The following is a 14,174-nucleotide window of genomic DNA, read 5'->3' on the forward strand; positions in this document are numbered from 1 at the left end:
GCATTGAATGCCGCCGCGGGCCGGTCGAAGTGCCCAGCGTAGTGGTGTCAGTCCACCGGTTCGGCGCAGGCGGTGGTCGGGTCCAGGGTGAGCGTGCCCGGCGGGTTGGGCAGGGTGAAGCTGACGGTGGCCTCCTCGGGGCAGGTCGGCTTGGGCTTGGTGGTGTCGATCAGGGTCTGGCGGATGAAGACCTTGTCCACCTTGTACTGGGGCGGGTGCTCGCCCTTCCCGTCGCAGCGGGTCTCGGCGGCGCCGCCGGAGTCGGTGCGGTAGACGCAGTCGCCGACCACGATGCCGGTGCCGCCGCCCCCGCCCGGGTCGCCGGGGTGCGGGTCGTGCAGGTTGCGCAGGCAGGCCCAGGCGGCCCGGTTCTGCTTGACGTCGACCAGGGCGTTCTGGGTCAGGTCGAGGGCGGCGTCGGTGCCGTCGGGGCAGTCCGCGCCGCGCGGGAGGGCGGCGGCCACGCCCGTCGCGGTGCTGCTGCGCTTGGTGACCTTGGCCTCGGCCTCGGGGGAGTCGCAGGGCACCGTCTCGTACCGCGAGGAGGACCCGGGCACGACGCGGGCGCAGGAGCCCTCGGCGAAGTAGGAGTCGTCGAGCCGGCTGGGCGGCTGGTAGCTGGGGACGGCGGCGCCGGTGGGGGCGCGGTAGGACGCGCTGGCGGAGCCGCCGGGCCCGGTCGCGGTCGGCGAGGGGGAGGTGCCGGCGCCGACGCTGGGGCCGGGCGGCGCGGCCCCGGCGTTCTTGGCGGACTCGCAGCCGACCAGCAGCAGCCCGGTGGTGAGCAGCGCGAGGGCGCTGACGGCGGTGCGCGTGAGGGTGCGCGTCATGGGTCTTCCTCCGTACCCGTGCGGTGGTCCGTGGGGCAGGCTAACCGCCCAACCCGCCCTGGCGTGACGGGTTTTCGTCAAACCTACCGTGAGGGACCGTCAGCTCCGGGCGCCCCCGGACGTCCCCCGGACGCCCCCCGGCGGGGCCCGGCCGCCGCGGCTGCGGCGCGTCCGTTCGCCGGGCGGACGGGGAGCCAGCAGGCTGGGGGTGGGGATGTGCCCCGAATTGTCGGAATCCTGGGAATTGCCCAGCACCGCGAGGAGAGCAGGACATGAAGGCAGCCGTCGTCCGGGACTTCACCGAGCCGTTGCGGATCGAGGAGCGCGAGGTGCCCGCCCCGGCCCCGCACCAGGTGCTGGTGCGGATCGAGTGCTCCGGCCTGTGCCACACCGACATCCACGCCGCGCACGGCGACTGGCCGGTCAAGCCGACCCCGCCGTTCGTGCCCGGCCACGAAGGCGTCGGCATCGTGGAGGCGGCCGGCGCGGACGTCCGGCACGTCCAGGTCGGCGAGCGGGTGGCGATCCCGTGGCTGGCCGACGCCTGCGGCCGGTGCGACCACTGCGTGACCGGCTGGGAGACGCTCTGCCTCAGCCAGCACAACTCCGGCTACTCGGTGGACGGCGCGTACGCCCAGTACGCGCTGGCGCACGGCGACTACGTCGTCCCGGTGCCGGACGGGGTGGACCCGATGGACGCCGCCCCGCTGTCCTGCGCGGGCGTCACCACCTACAAGGCGGTCAAGCTGGCCGGCGCCCGCCCCGGCTCCCGGGTGCTGATCTCCGGGATCGGCGGCCTCGGCCACCTGGCGCTGCAGTACGCCCGGATCTTCGGCGCCGAGACGGTCGCCGTCGACATCACCGACGAGAAGCTGGAGCTGGCGAAGCAGCTCGGCGCCGACCACGTGATCGATGCCCGCACCCAGGACGTCGCGGCCGAGGTGCACAAGCTCGGCGGCGCCGACGCGGCGGTCTCGCTGGCCGTCTCCAACGCCTCGTTCCGGGCCGCCTACGACGCGCTGCGCCGCGGCGGCACCCTCGCCCTGGTCGCCCTGCCCGCCGGGGGCGAGCTGACCCTGCCGGTCTTCGACACCGTGCTGAACGGGACGAAGGTGATCGGCTCGATCGTCGGCACCCGGCAGGACCTGGCCGAGGTGTTCCGGCTGCACCAGCTGGGCCGGACGAAGGTGATCCGGGAGACCCGCAAGCTGGAGGACGTGAACGCCTGCTTCGAGGAGGTGCTCGCGGGGAAGGTCTCGGCCCGGCTGGTGTTCGACCTGCGCTGACCCCGCAAGCCGCGGGCCGCGGGCGGAGGACGGAACCGGTCGGTTCCGTCCTCTTCTGCAAATCCACGCAAGCCGCTTGCGTTTTCTGTCGTACACTCCACCCATGACACGACGACTTGCCGAGGTGGCGAAGAAGGTCGGGGTCAGCGAGGCGACCGTCAGCCGGGTGCTGAACGAGAAGCCCGGTGTCTCCGAAGCGACCAGGGCGGCCGTGCTCACCGCCCTCGACGTGCTCGGTTACGAGCGGCCCACCCAGTTGCGCGGGGAGCGGGCCCGGCTGATCGGGCTGGTCCTGCCGGAGCTGGGCAACCCGATCTTCCCGGCGTTCGCCGAGGCGGTGGGCGGCGCGCTGGCCGGCCAGGGCTTCACGCCGGTGCTGTGCACCCAGACCGCGGGCGGGGTCTCCGAGGCCGACTACGTCGACCTGCTGCTGGAGCAGCACGTCTCCGGCGTGGTGTTCTTCGGCGGCCTCTACGCCCAGGGCGACGCCCCGCACGACCACTACCAGCGGCTGGCCGAGCGCAGCCTGCCGACCGTGCTGCTGAACGCCGCGATCGAGCACCTGGACTTCCCCCGGGTCTCCTGCGACGACGCGGTGGCGGTCGAGCAGGCCTTCGGCCACCTGCGGCAGCTGGGGCACACGAAGATCGGCCTGGTGCTCGGCCCGCTGGACCACATGCCCTCGCAGCGCAAGCTGGCCGCGGCCCGGGCGGTGGTGGCCAAACTGGGCCTCGAACTGCCGGACGAGCACGTGGAGCGGGCGCTGTTCAGCCTGGAGGGCGGCCAGGCGGCCACCACCCGGCTGCTGCGCCGGGGCGTCACCGGCGTGGTCTGCGCGAGCGACCCGCTGGCGCTGGGCGCGGTCCGCGCGGTGCGCCGGGCCGGGCTCGCGGTGCCGGACGACGTGTCGGTGGTCGGCTACGACGACTCCTCGTTCATGATGTGCACCGACCCGCCGCTGACCACCGTCCGGCAGCCGATCGAGGCGATGGGCCGCGCGGTGGTGGACCTGCTGGTCGGCGAGATCGCCGGGGTCCGGGTCACCCACGACGAGCTGCTGTTCGAGCCGGAGCTGGTGGTGCGCGGATCGACCGCGCCGGCCCGCGAGCGGGGCTGACCGGCCGGCGGGTAGCGGGCCCCTGACGGGGCGACGGGACAGGACCGCCGAGCGGGCGGGCACTTCGGTGCCCGCCCGCTTTTCGTATGCGCACGCTTGCACCGATCCGTTGACATGCCCGTAGCCCCGCTGTAACTCTTGGCTGCCATCACGCAAAAGATGGACAGAAGATTGTCATCTTCTCGACCTTATGAAGGGACATCATGAGATCGAAGCGCATAACCACGCGGCTGACGGCGTCGTCGGCCACGCTGGGAATGCTCCTGCTCGCCGGGCCCCTGCTCCCGGCGGCACAGGCGGCCGGAGGGCCCAACCTGGCCCTCGGCAAGACCGTCACCGCCTCCAGCGCCAACGGCAGCTACACGGCGGCCAACGTCAACGACGGCAGCCAGGACAGCTACTGGGAGTCCAACGGCATCGCCTCCGCGCAGTGGGTCCAGGTCGACCTGGGCTCGGCGGCCTCCATCGACACGGTGGTGCTGAAGGTCCCCGGCTCCTGGGGCGCCCGGACCGAGACGCTCAGCGTGCTCGGCTCCACCGACGGCACCAACTTCTCCACCATCACCGCTTCGGCGAACTACACCTTCGACCCGGCCTCCGGGGACAGGGCGACGATCTCCTTCGGCGCCACCACCGCCCGCTACGTGCGGGTCAACGTCACCGCCAACACCGGCTGGCAGGCCGCCCAGATCTCCGAGTTCGAGGTCTACGGCACCACCTCCGCCTCGGCGAACCTGCTGGCCGGGCGCACCTTCACCGCCAGCGGCACCTCGCAGAACTACGGGCCGGCCAACGTCGGCGACGGCGACCAGGCCAGCTACTGGGAGAGCACCAACAACGCCTTCCCGCAGTGGATCCAGGGCGACCTGGGCTCCGCCGTCCCGGTCAACAAGCTGGTGCTCAAGCTGCCGGCCGGCTGGGACAAGCGGACCGAGACGCTCAAGGTCCAGGGCTCCACCGACGGCAGCAACTTCACCGACCTGGTCGCCTCGGCCGGCTACGTGTTCGACCCGGCCGCCGGCAACACGGTCACCGTCAACCTGTCGACCACCACCACCCGGTACCTGCGGCTGACCTTCACCGCCAACACCGCGTGGCCGGCCGGCCAGCTCTCCGAGTTCGAGGCGTACGGCCCGACCACCGGCGACACCCAGGCCCCCACCGCCCCGTCCGGCCTCGCCTACACCTCGCCCGCCGCCGGCCAGATCAAGCTGACCTGGAACGCCGCCACCGACAACACCGGCGTCACCGGCTACGACGTGTACGCCAACGGCACGCTGCTCACCTCGGTGTCCGGCACCACCCTGACGTACACCGACAGCCGCGCCGACAGCGAGACCGTCTCGTACTACGTCAAGGCGAAGGACGCGGCGGGCAACCAGTCCGCGGCCTCCAACACCGTCACCCGCACCGGCCAGTCCGGCGACACCCAGGCGCCCAGCGCGCCGGGCAGCCTGGCGTACGCCGCGGCGGGCTCCGGGCAGGTCAAGCTGACCTGGGCGGCCTCCAGCGACAACGTGGGCGTCACCGGCTACGACGTGTACGCCAACGGCGCGCTGCGCGGCAGCGTGTCCGGCACCACCCTGACGTACACCGACAGCCAGCCGGACACCGCGACCGTCTCCTACTACGTGAAGGCCAAGGACGCGGCGGGCAACACCTCCGCGGCCTCCAACACGGTGGTGCGCACCGGCACCGGGACGGGCACCGGCACCAACCTGGCGGCGGGCAAGCCGATCTCGGCCTCCTCGTCCACCTTCACCTTCGTGGCGACCAACGCCAACGACAACGACACCTCCACCTACTGGGAAGCCGCCGCGGGCAGCTACCCGAACACCCTCGGGGTGAAGCTGGGCGCCAACGCCACCACCAGCGCGGTGGTGGTCAAGCTCAACCCGGCCTCGGCCTGGTCGACCCGCACCCAGACCATCGAGGTGGACGGCCGCGAGCAGAGCGCGAGCGGCTTCAGCACCCTCGTCCCGGCGCAGAGCTACACCTTCGACCCGGCGAGCGGCAACACCGTCACCATCCCGGTGTCGGCGACCGTCGCCGACGTCCAGCTGAAGATCACCGCCAACTCCGGCTCCACCGGCGGCCAGGCCGCCGAGTTCCAGGTGATCGGCGTCCCGGCCCCCAACCCGGACCTGACCGTCAGCTCGGTGAGCAGCAACCCGGCCACCCCGGTGGAGACCGACACCCCGACCCTGTCGGCCGTGGTGAAGAACGCGGGCACCAACCCCTCCGGTGCCACCTCGGTCAACTTCTACCTGGGCACCACCAAGGTCGGCACGGCCAGTGTCGGCGCCCTCGCGGCCGGTGCCTCCACCACCGTCTCCGCGCAGGTCCCGGCGCAGAACGCGGGCAGCTACCAGCTGACCGCGAAGGTCGACGAGGACAACAAGGTCATCGAGCAGGACGAGACCAACAACTCGTTCACCGCCGCGAGCCCGCTCACCGTCACCCAGGTGGCCTCCTCCGACCTGGTCGCCGCCCCCTCGACCTGGTCGCCCTCCAACCCCGCCGACGGCAGCGCGGTGAACTTCACCGTCGCGGTCAAGAACCAGGGCACGGTGGCCAGTTCCGCCGGCAGCCACGGCATCACGGTCACCGTCGCGGACGCCACCACCGGCACCGTGCTGAAGACCCTGACCGGCGCCTACAGCGGCACCCTGGCGCCCGGCGCCACCGGCAGCCCGGTCTCGCTGGGCAGCTGGACCGCCGCGAACGGCCGCTACACGATCAAGACGGTCATCGCCAACGACGGCAACGAGCTGCCGGTCAAGCAGGCCAACAACACCAGCACCCAGTCGCTCTACGTCGGCCGCGGCGCCAACATGCCGTTCGACAACTACGAGGCCGAGGACGGCGTGCTCGGCGGCGGCGCCCAGGTGGTCGGCCCCAACCGCACCATCGGCGACCTGGCGGGCGAGGCGTCCGGCCGCAAGGCCGTCACGCTCAACTCGACCGGTTCCTCGGTGGAGTTCACCACCAAGGCCGCGACCAACACCCTGGTCACCCGGTTCTCCATCCCGGACGCGGCGGGCGGCGACGGCACCAGCGCCACCCTGAACGTCTACGTGGACGGCACCTTCCTCAAGGCCATCGACCTGACCTCCAAGTACGCCTGGCTGTACGGCTCGGAGACCAGCCCCGGCAACGGCCCGAGCGCCGGCAGCCCGCGGCACGTCTACGACGAGGCCAACGTCCTGCTCGGCACCACCGTCCCGGCCGGGCACAAGATCAAGCTGCAGAAGGACGCCGCGAACACCTCGCAGTACGCGATCGACTTCGTCAGCCTGGAGCAGGCCACCCAGATCGCCAACCCGGACCCGGCCAAGTACGTCGTCCCGACCGGCTTCGCGCACCAGGACGTGCAGAACGCCCTGGACAAGGTCCGGATGGACACCACCGGCACCCTGGTCGGCGTCTACCTGCCGGCCGGCGACTACCAGACCGCCAGCAAGTTCCAGGTCTACGGCAAGCCGGTCAAGGTGATCGGCGCGGGCCCCTGGTTCACCCGGTTCTACGCCCCGACCAGCCAGTCCAACACCGACGTCGGCTTCCGGGCCGAGGCCACCGCCAACGGCTCGACCTTCAGCGGGTTCGCCTACTTCGGCAACTACACCTCGCGGATCGACGGCCCCGGCAAGGTGTTCGACTTCGCCAACGTCGCGAACATCACGATCGACAACATCTGGACCGAGCACATGGTCTGCATGTACTGGGGTGCCAACACGGACTTCATGACGATCACCAACTCGCGGATCCGGGACACCTTCGCCGACGGCATCAACATGACCAACGGCTCCACCGACAACCTGGTCTCCAACAACGAGGCCCGGGCCACCGGTGACGACTCCTTCGCGCTGTTCTCCGCGATCGACGCGGGCGGCGCGGACGAGAAGAACAACGTCTTCCAGAACCTCACCTCGATCCTGACCTGGCGCGCGGCGGGCGTCGCGGTGTACGGCGGCTACGCCAACACCTTCCGCAACATCTACATCGCGGACACCCTCTGCTACTCGGGCATCACCATCTCCTCGCTGGACTTCGGCTACCCGATGAACGGCTTCGGGACGGACCCGACCAACCTGCAGAACATCTCCATCGTCCGGGCCGGCGGCCACTTCTGGGGCGGGCAGACCTTCCCCGGCATCTGGGTGTTCTCCGCCTCCAAGGTGTTCCAGGGCATCCGGGTGAGCGACGTGGACATCGTCGACCCCACCTACAGCGGCATCATGTTCCAGACCAACTACGTGGGCGGACAGCCGCAGAACCCGATCAAGGACACGGTCTTCACCAACGTGTCGATCAGCGGGGCGCAGAAGAGCGGCGACGCCTTCGACGCCAAGTCCGGGTTCGGCCTGTGGGCCAACGAGATGCCGGAGTCCGGCCAGGGCCCGGCGGTCGGTGACGTCACCTTCAACCACCTGACCCTGAGCAACAACTACAAGGACATCCAGAACACCACCTCGACGATGCACATCACCGTCAACCCGTAGCACCCCGCACGCGGGAAGGGCGGGCGCCCCGGGCGCCCGCCCTCTTCGTCGTGCCCGGGAGCGGTCACCGGGAGCGGTCACCGGGAGCGCTCAGGCGGGCCGCCGCGGGGCCGGGCCGGTGGAGCCCCGCACCACCAGCTCGGGTTCTAACAGCAGCTCGCCCGGGCCCGCCGGGGCGCCGTCGATCCGCCCGACCAGCAGCGAGACCGCGGCCCGGCCGATCGCCTCGATCGGCTGCCGGACGGTGGTCAGCGGCGGCCGGGTGCAGTTGAGGAAGGCCGAGTCGTCGAAGCCGATCACCGACAGGTCGCCGGGGATGTCCAGCCCGGCCCGCCGGGCGGCCCGCACCACCCCCAGGGCCAGCGGGTCGCTGGCGCAGACCACACCGGTCACCCCGGCCTCCAGCAGCCGCTCGGCGGCGGCGTGGCCGCCCTCCAGGCCGAACATGGTGTGCGCCACCCACTCCGGGCGCGGCTCGCGGCCGCGCAGCGCGTACTGGCGGGTGAAGGCGGCGAGCTTGCGGCGGGACGGCACGTGGTCCTCCGGTCCCACCAGCAGCCCGATCCGGCGGTGCCCCAGGGTGTCCAGGTGGGCGAACGCCTGGGCCACCGCGACGGCGTCGTCGGTGGCGACCTGCGGGAAGCCCAGCTCCTCCACCGAGGCGTTCAGCAGCACCACCGGGACGCCGCGCTCGCGCAGCTGCGCGAAGTGCTCGTGCGAGGCGTCCGCCTGGGCGCAGTGCCCGCCGGCGAAGACCACCCCAGAGACGTGCTGGTCGAGCAGCGCGCCGACGTGGCTGGCCTCGCCCAGGCCCGCGGTGCGGGTGCACAGCAGCGGGGTGAAGCCGCGCTGGGCGAGCGCGCCGCCGACCACCTCGGCCAGCGCCGGGAAGATCGGGTTCTGCAGCTCGGGCAGCACCAGGCCGATCAGCCGGGCGCGTTCGCCGCGCAGCCGGCTCGGCCGCTCGTAGCCCAGGACGTCCAGCGCGGTGAGGACGGCGAGCCGGGTGGCGGTGCCGACGCCGGGTCTGCCGTTCAGGACCCGGCTGACCGTGGCCTCACTGACTCCGACATGCTGCGCCACCACGGAGAGCTTGCTCTTCATGCGCAAAAGTAGAACAGAATCAAGCAAGAAGCGGCAAGGATGTCTGCAAGCAGGCCGAGGCCGGGTTCTGCCTGGCGCGGAGCGCTCGCCGGGGCGGCATCCGCCCGTCGATGCTCAGTCGTAACTTTTCACTTTCTCGTCAACCTCTTGCGTGAAGTGGTTCAAGGACCTACGTTCCTCACACGTCGGTTTTCGTCCCGGCCTCTTCCGAAACCTCTCCCACCCATGGGGTACACGCATGAAGCTGAACAGATCGAGCAGGATGGCCGCTGTCGCCCTCGCCGCGGGCATGCTGCTGACCACCGCCGCGTGCAGCAGCGGCTCCTCCGACAGCAAGACGGACGCCGCCGCCGGGGTGGCGGACGGCAAGCCGCTCGACCCGAACGCGACCGTCACCATCTCCATCGACTGCGCCCCGGGCGCGGACCAGGCGGCGGGCAAGGCCAACTACGCCGACGACCTGGCGCTGTTCAAGACGAAGTACCCGAACGTCACCATCAACGCCAAGCCGTACGTCGGCCAGTGCGAGGTCCCGGCCCAGCAGACCGCGCAGTACAAGGCGCACAACGAGACCGGCGCGTTCCACGCCTACTTCACCGACCGCGACGCCACCCTCAACTCGGGCGACGCCCAGGACATCACCAAGTACGTCAACGACGAGACGCTGCCCGGCTTCTCCTCGATGCTGCCGTCCGTCAAGGACAACATGACGGTGGACGGCAAGGTCTACGCCCTGCCGATCAACTACTACACCACCGGCCTGATCTACAACCGCGACCTGTTCAAGCAGGCCGGCCTCGACCCCGACAAGCCGCCGACCACCTGGGACGAGGTGCAGGCCGCCGCGAAGAAGATCGCCGCGCTCGGCAACGGCATCAGCGGCTACGAGGACTACTCCGGCGGCAACACCGGCGGCTGGCACTTCACCTCCGAGCTCTACAGCCTCGGCGGCAAGATGGTCACCGACGACGGCAAGAAGGCCGCGTTCAACTCGCCCGAGGGCAAGCAGGTCCTCAAGCGCCTGCACGACATGCGCTTCACCGACCAGAGCATCAGCGCCACCCCGGTCACCCAGTGGGCCGACGCCTTCCCGCCGCTGGCCACCGGCAAGGTCGGCATGTTCCTGGGCGCCCCCGACGTCGTCAAGCACCTGATCGAGGTCCTCGGCGCCGACGCCAAGGCGTACGGCCTCGGCCCGATGCCCGGCGCCACCGGCCCCGGCAACAGCCTCGGCGGCGGCGACCTCTACTACATCAAGAAGGGCCAGACCCCGAACCAGATCAAGGCCGAGATCGCCTGGATCAACTTCCAGTACCAGACCCCGGACGCCGGCCAGTTCAACTTCGCCCGCTCCAAGACCCTCGCCGGCAGCAGCAAGGACCCGGTGGCGATCGCCGTCCCGCAGCCCTACTTCTGGTCCGCCGAGTCGTCGCAGATCAAGGCCATCACCGAGTCGCTGAAGACCAACGGCAACCTGCCGCTGTCCAACTACGACCCGTACGTCAAGAACCCCACCAAGTCGATCACCGAGCCCCCGGCCGCGCAGCAGCTCTACAAGATCCTCGACACCGCGATGTCGGCCGCGATGACCGACGCCAACGCGAACCTCGACAGCGTGCTCGCCACCGCCGAGTCCCAGGCCAACCAGATCCTGGCCAACCAGTGACCCCGCGCCACCGGCCGGGCCGCAGCCTCCCGCGGCCCGGCCGGTGGCCGGCCACCTGACGAGGAGTCACCACCATGACCACCGCACTGACCCGCGGTCGCCCCGACGCCGAAGCGGTCCGCACCCGCACCCGCCACCCCGGCCGGACCCCGGGCGGACTGCGCCGGGCGGTCGCCCGCAACCTGCGGGCCCACGCCTTCCTGATCGGCGCACTGCTCTGCTTCGCGCTGTTCACCTGGTACCCGATGGTCCGTGAGATCGTCATGTCCTTCCAGAAGGTCCGCTACGGCGAGACCCACTGGGTGGGGTTCGACAACTTCCGGCAGATCTTCGCCGACCCCGAGTTCTGGCCCGCCTGGAAGAACACCTTCGAGTTCACCGGCATCGCCCTGTTCTTCGGCTTCTTCGCCCCCTTCGTCACCGCCCTGGTGGTCAACGAGTTCCGGCACGCCCAGGGCTACCTGCGGATCCTGGTCTACCTGCCCGTGATGCTGCCCCCGGTCGCGGGCATCCTGCTGTTCAAGTACTTCATGGACCCCGGCTACGGCCTGTTCAACCAGATCCTGGAGTTCCTGCACCTGCCCACCTCGTCCTGGCTGACCTCGCCGGACACCGCGATGCTCTCCCTGGTCCTCGTCTCCACCTGGGCCAACATGGGCAGCGCCACCCTGGTCTACCTGGCCGCCCTGCAGAGCATCCCCGGCGAGCTCTACGAGGCCGCCGAACTCGACGGCGCCGGCCTGCTGCGCCGGATCTGGCACGTCACCATCCCGCAGACCCGGCTGATCCTCTCGCTGATGCTGATGCTGCAGGTCGTCGCCACCATGCAGATGTTCACCGAGTCCTTCGTGCTCACCGGCGGCGGCCCGCAGGGCTCGACCACCACCGTGGTCTACATGCTCTACAACTACGCGTTCAATTTCGACAAGTTCAACACCGCGGCCGCACTGGGCGTCGTCCTGCTGCTGGTACTGGGCGCCTTCTCCGCCGTCTACCTGTGGCTGGAGCGCCGGGGCGGGGAGGAGTGACGATGAGCAAGACCGTCCGAAGCAGCGCCACCCGCACCCTGATCTCCCCGGTCCGGCTGAACCAGCCGGGCGGCCGCCGCGCCTACTGGACCGTCCTGGTGCTGACCCTGGCCGTCGCCACCCTCGTCTTCGTCGGCCCGCTCTACTGGATGGCCACCGGCGGCTTCAAGTCCTCCCAGGAACTCGTCCAGACCCCGCCCACGATCATCCCCACCCACCCCAGCACCCACGCCTTCACCGAGGCCTGGGACCGGCTCGGGATGGCCCAGCTGCTGCTGAACACCGTCGTCTACGCGGGCGGCGCCCTGCTGCTCCAACTGACCTTCTGCGTCGCCGCCGCCTACTCGCTGTCCAAGCTGCGCCCGATCCTCGGCAACGTGATCCTCGGCATGATGCTGGCCTCGATGATGATCCCGGCCGCCGCCCTGGTGATCCCGCAGTACCTGACGGTGCTCGACCTGCCGCTGGTGCACTGGAACCTGATGAACACCCCGTGGGTGATCTGGCTCCCCACCGTGGCCAACGCGTTCAACGTCTTCCTGCTCAAGCGGTTCTTCGACTCCATCCCGAACGAACTGCTGGACGCCGCCGCCATCGACGGCGCCGGACCGCTGCGCACGCTGTGGTCGGTGGTCCTGCCACTGTCCCGGCCGATCCTCGGCGTGGTCTCGATCTTCGGCCTGGTCGCGGTCTGGAAGGACTTCCTGTGGCCGCTGATCACCGTGCCCGAGCACGAGACGCTCAACGTCGGCGTCAACACCGCGGCCACCTCGATGCCGCAGAACACCCTGATCGCCGGCCTGTTCCTGGCCTCGATCCCGACCATCGCCCTGTTCCTGGTCTTCCAACGCAACATCATGGCCGGTCTCACCGCGGGCAGCCTCAAGGGCTGAGCCCCGCCCGACGACCCCCGGACCGACAACCTTCTGAAAGGAAACCCTGACCGTGTCAGAGCAGTGGTGGCGGAACGCGGCGATCTACCAGGTGTACCCGCGCAGTTTCGCCGACGGCAACGGCGACGGCATCGGGGATCTCGCCGGAGTGCGCGCGAAGCTGCCGTACCTCGCCGAACTCGGCGTGGACGCCATCTGGTTCAATCCCTGGTACCCCTCCCCGATGGCCGACGGCGGCTACGACGTGGCCGACTACCGGGGCGTGGACCCCCTCTTCGGCACCCTCGCCGAGGCCGAGCAGCTCATCGAGGAGGCCGCCCGACTGGGCCTGCGGACGATCGTCGACATCGTCCCCAACCACGTGTCCGACCAGCACCCGTGGTTCCGGGCCGCCCTGGCCGCCGGCGCCGGCAGCCCCGAGCGCGAACTCTTCCACTTCCGGCCCGGCCGCGGCGCCGACGGCGAACTCCCGCCCAACGACTGGAAGTCCGAGTTCGGCGGCTGCCCCTGGACCCGCCTCCCCGACGGCCAGTGGTACCTGCACCTGTTCGCCGCCGCCCAGCCCGACCTCAACTGGGACCACCCCGCGGTCCGGCAGGAGCACCTCGACATCCTCGCGTTCTGGTTCGACCGCGGCGCCGCCGGCGTCCGCATCGACTCCGCCGGCCTGCTCACCAAGGACCCGGAACTCGCCGACGTCGAACCCGGCCGCCCGCACCCCTACCTCGACCGCGACGACCTGCACGACATCTACCGCAGCTGGCGCGCCGTCGCCGACGGCTACGACCCCCCGCGCGTCCTGATCGGCGAGGTCTGGGTCCCCGACGCCGAACGCTTCGCCCGCTACCTGCGCCCGGACGAGATGCACACCGCGTTCAACTTCGACTTCCTGGGCCGCCCCTGGGACGCCGCCGCCCTGCGCGAGTCCATCGACACCACGCTCGCCGCGCACGCCCCCGTCGGCGCCCCCGCCACCTGGGTCCTGGCCAACCACGACGTCACCCGCACCGTCACCCGGTACGGCCGCGAGGACACCCGCTTCCAGTTCGCCACCAAGACCTTCGGCACCCCCACCGACCTGGCGCTCGGCCGCCGCCGCGCCCGGGCCGCCGCCCTGCTCACCCTGGCCCTGCCCGGGGCCCTCTACCTCTACCAGGGCGAGGAACTGGGCCTGCCCGAGGTCGAGGACCTGCCGCTGGACACCCTCCAGGACCCGATGCACTTCCGTTCGGGCGGCACCGACCCCGGCCGCGACGGCTGCCGCGTCCCGCTCCCCTGGGAGGGCGCCCGCCCGCCCTACGGCTTCACCCGGGACGGCAAGGCCCCCTGGCTGCCGCAACCGCTCGACTGGGCCGCCCTCACCGCCGAGGCCCAGGCCGAGGACCCCGCCTCCATGCTGACCCTCTACCGCCGGGCCTTCCGGCTCCGCCACGAACTCGACGGCCCCTTCCACTGGGACGAGGACGCCCCCGAGAACGTCCTCGCCTTCCGCCGCGGCGACATCCGCTGCCTGGTCAACCTCTCCCCTTCGCCGCTCCCGCTCGACGGCGAACCCCTCCTCACCTCCGCCCCCCTGACGGACAACCACCTCCCCACCGACACCGCCGCCTGGCTCCGCTAAAGCGCACCGCCAGGAAGCGTCCCGCCAGGGGCGCGGGGAACTGCGCGGCCCGTGTGATTCGGATTGGCGGTTCTACGGGGGCGAAGGGTGCCCCCGCCCGGAGTAGGTCGCGGGCGGGGGCTCTTGT

At 70.8% G+C, this 14,174-nt stretch carries 9 protein-coding genes; 7 read left to right on the plus strand and 2 right to left on the minus strand.

Going from position 1 to position 14,174, the window contains the following annotated elements; all coding sequences use genetic code 11:
• Positions 1 to 47 precede the first annotated feature (47 nt).
• Complete coding sequence (locus IH44_RS42400; protein ID WP_051816587.1) at positions 48 to 830, minus strand: hypothetical protein; 783 nt, start codon at positions 828 to 830, stop codon at positions 48 to 50.
• Positions 831 to 1,102: 272 nt separating this feature from the next.
• Here IH44_RS42400 and adhP point away from each other — a divergent pair, with 272 nt between their 5' ends.
• The 3 genes from adhP to IH44_RS0105900 all read left to right on the plus strand — a co-directional run bounded on the left by adhP (position 1,103) and on the right by IH44_RS0105900 (position 7,735).
• Positions 1,103 to 2,116: an alcohol dehydrogenase AdhP gene (gene adhP, locus IH44_RS0105890; protein ID WP_030458330.1), complete on the plus strand. Its 1,014-nt coding sequence runs from the start codon at positions 1,103 to 1,105 to the stop codon at positions 2,114 to 2,116.
• Positions 2,117 to 2,219: 103 nt separating this feature from the next.
• The gene (locus IH44_RS0105895) at positions 2,220 to 3,233 is read left to right on the plus strand and encodes a LacI family DNA-binding transcriptional regulator (protein ID WP_030458331.1); all 1,014 of its coding nucleotides are present in this window, start codon (positions 2,220 to 2,222) and stop codon (positions 3,231 to 3,233) included.
• A 203-nt stretch (positions 3,234 to 3,436) separates the two neighbouring features.
• Positions 3,437 to 7,735, plus strand: a complete 4,299-nt coding sequence (locus tag IH44_RS0105900; RefSeq protein ID WP_030458332.1) for a discoidin domain-containing protein — start codon at positions 3,437 to 3,439, stop codon at positions 7,733 to 7,735.
• Positions 7,736 to 7,825: 90 nt separating this feature from the next.
• On the opposite strand, the gene IH44_RS0105905 is transcribed toward IH44_RS0105900, so the two are convergent.
• Positions 7,826 to 8,839: a LacI family DNA-binding transcriptional regulator gene (locus IH44_RS0105905; protein WP_030458333.1), complete on the minus strand. Its 1,014-nt coding sequence runs from the start codon at positions 8,837 to 8,839 to the stop codon at positions 7,826 to 7,828.
• A 262-nt stretch (positions 8,840 to 9,101) separates the two neighbouring features.
• On the opposite strand from IH44_RS0105905, the gene IH44_RS0105910 reads away from it, so the two are divergent.
• From IH44_RS0105910 to IH44_RS0105925, 4 genes are all read left to right on the plus strand, one after another.
• Complete coding sequence (locus tag IH44_RS0105910; RefSeq protein WP_232794835.1) at positions 9,102 to 10,505, plus strand: ABC transporter substrate-binding protein; 1,404 nt, start codon at positions 9,102 to 9,104, stop codon at positions 10,503 to 10,505.
• Between the two features lie 74 nt (positions 10,506 to 10,579).
• Complete coding sequence (locus tag IH44_RS0105915; RefSeq protein WP_030458335.1) at positions 10,580 to 11,533, plus strand: carbohydrate ABC transporter permease; 954 nt, start codon at positions 10,580 to 10,582, stop codon at positions 11,531 to 11,533.
• A 2-nt stretch (positions 11,534 to 11,535) separates the two neighbouring features.
• Positions 11,536 to 12,426, plus strand: a complete 891-nt coding sequence (locus IH44_RS0105920; RefSeq protein WP_030458336.1) for a carbohydrate ABC transporter permease — start codon at positions 11,536 to 11,538, stop codon at positions 12,424 to 12,426.
• Between the two features lie 52 nt (positions 12,427 to 12,478).
• A complete protein-coding gene (locus tag IH44_RS0105925) occupies positions 12,479 to 14,047 on the plus strand; it encodes an alpha-amylase family glycosyl hydrolase (protein WP_030458337.1) in 1,569 nt (522 codons plus the stop codon).
• Positions 14,048 to 14,174 lie beyond the last annotated feature (127 nt).

The organism is Kitasatospora sp. NRRL B-11411 (assembly GCF_000721345.1).
Classification (GTDB): Bacteria; Actinomycetota; Actinomycetes; order Streptomycetales; family Streptomycetaceae; genus Kitasatospora; species Kitasatospora cineracea.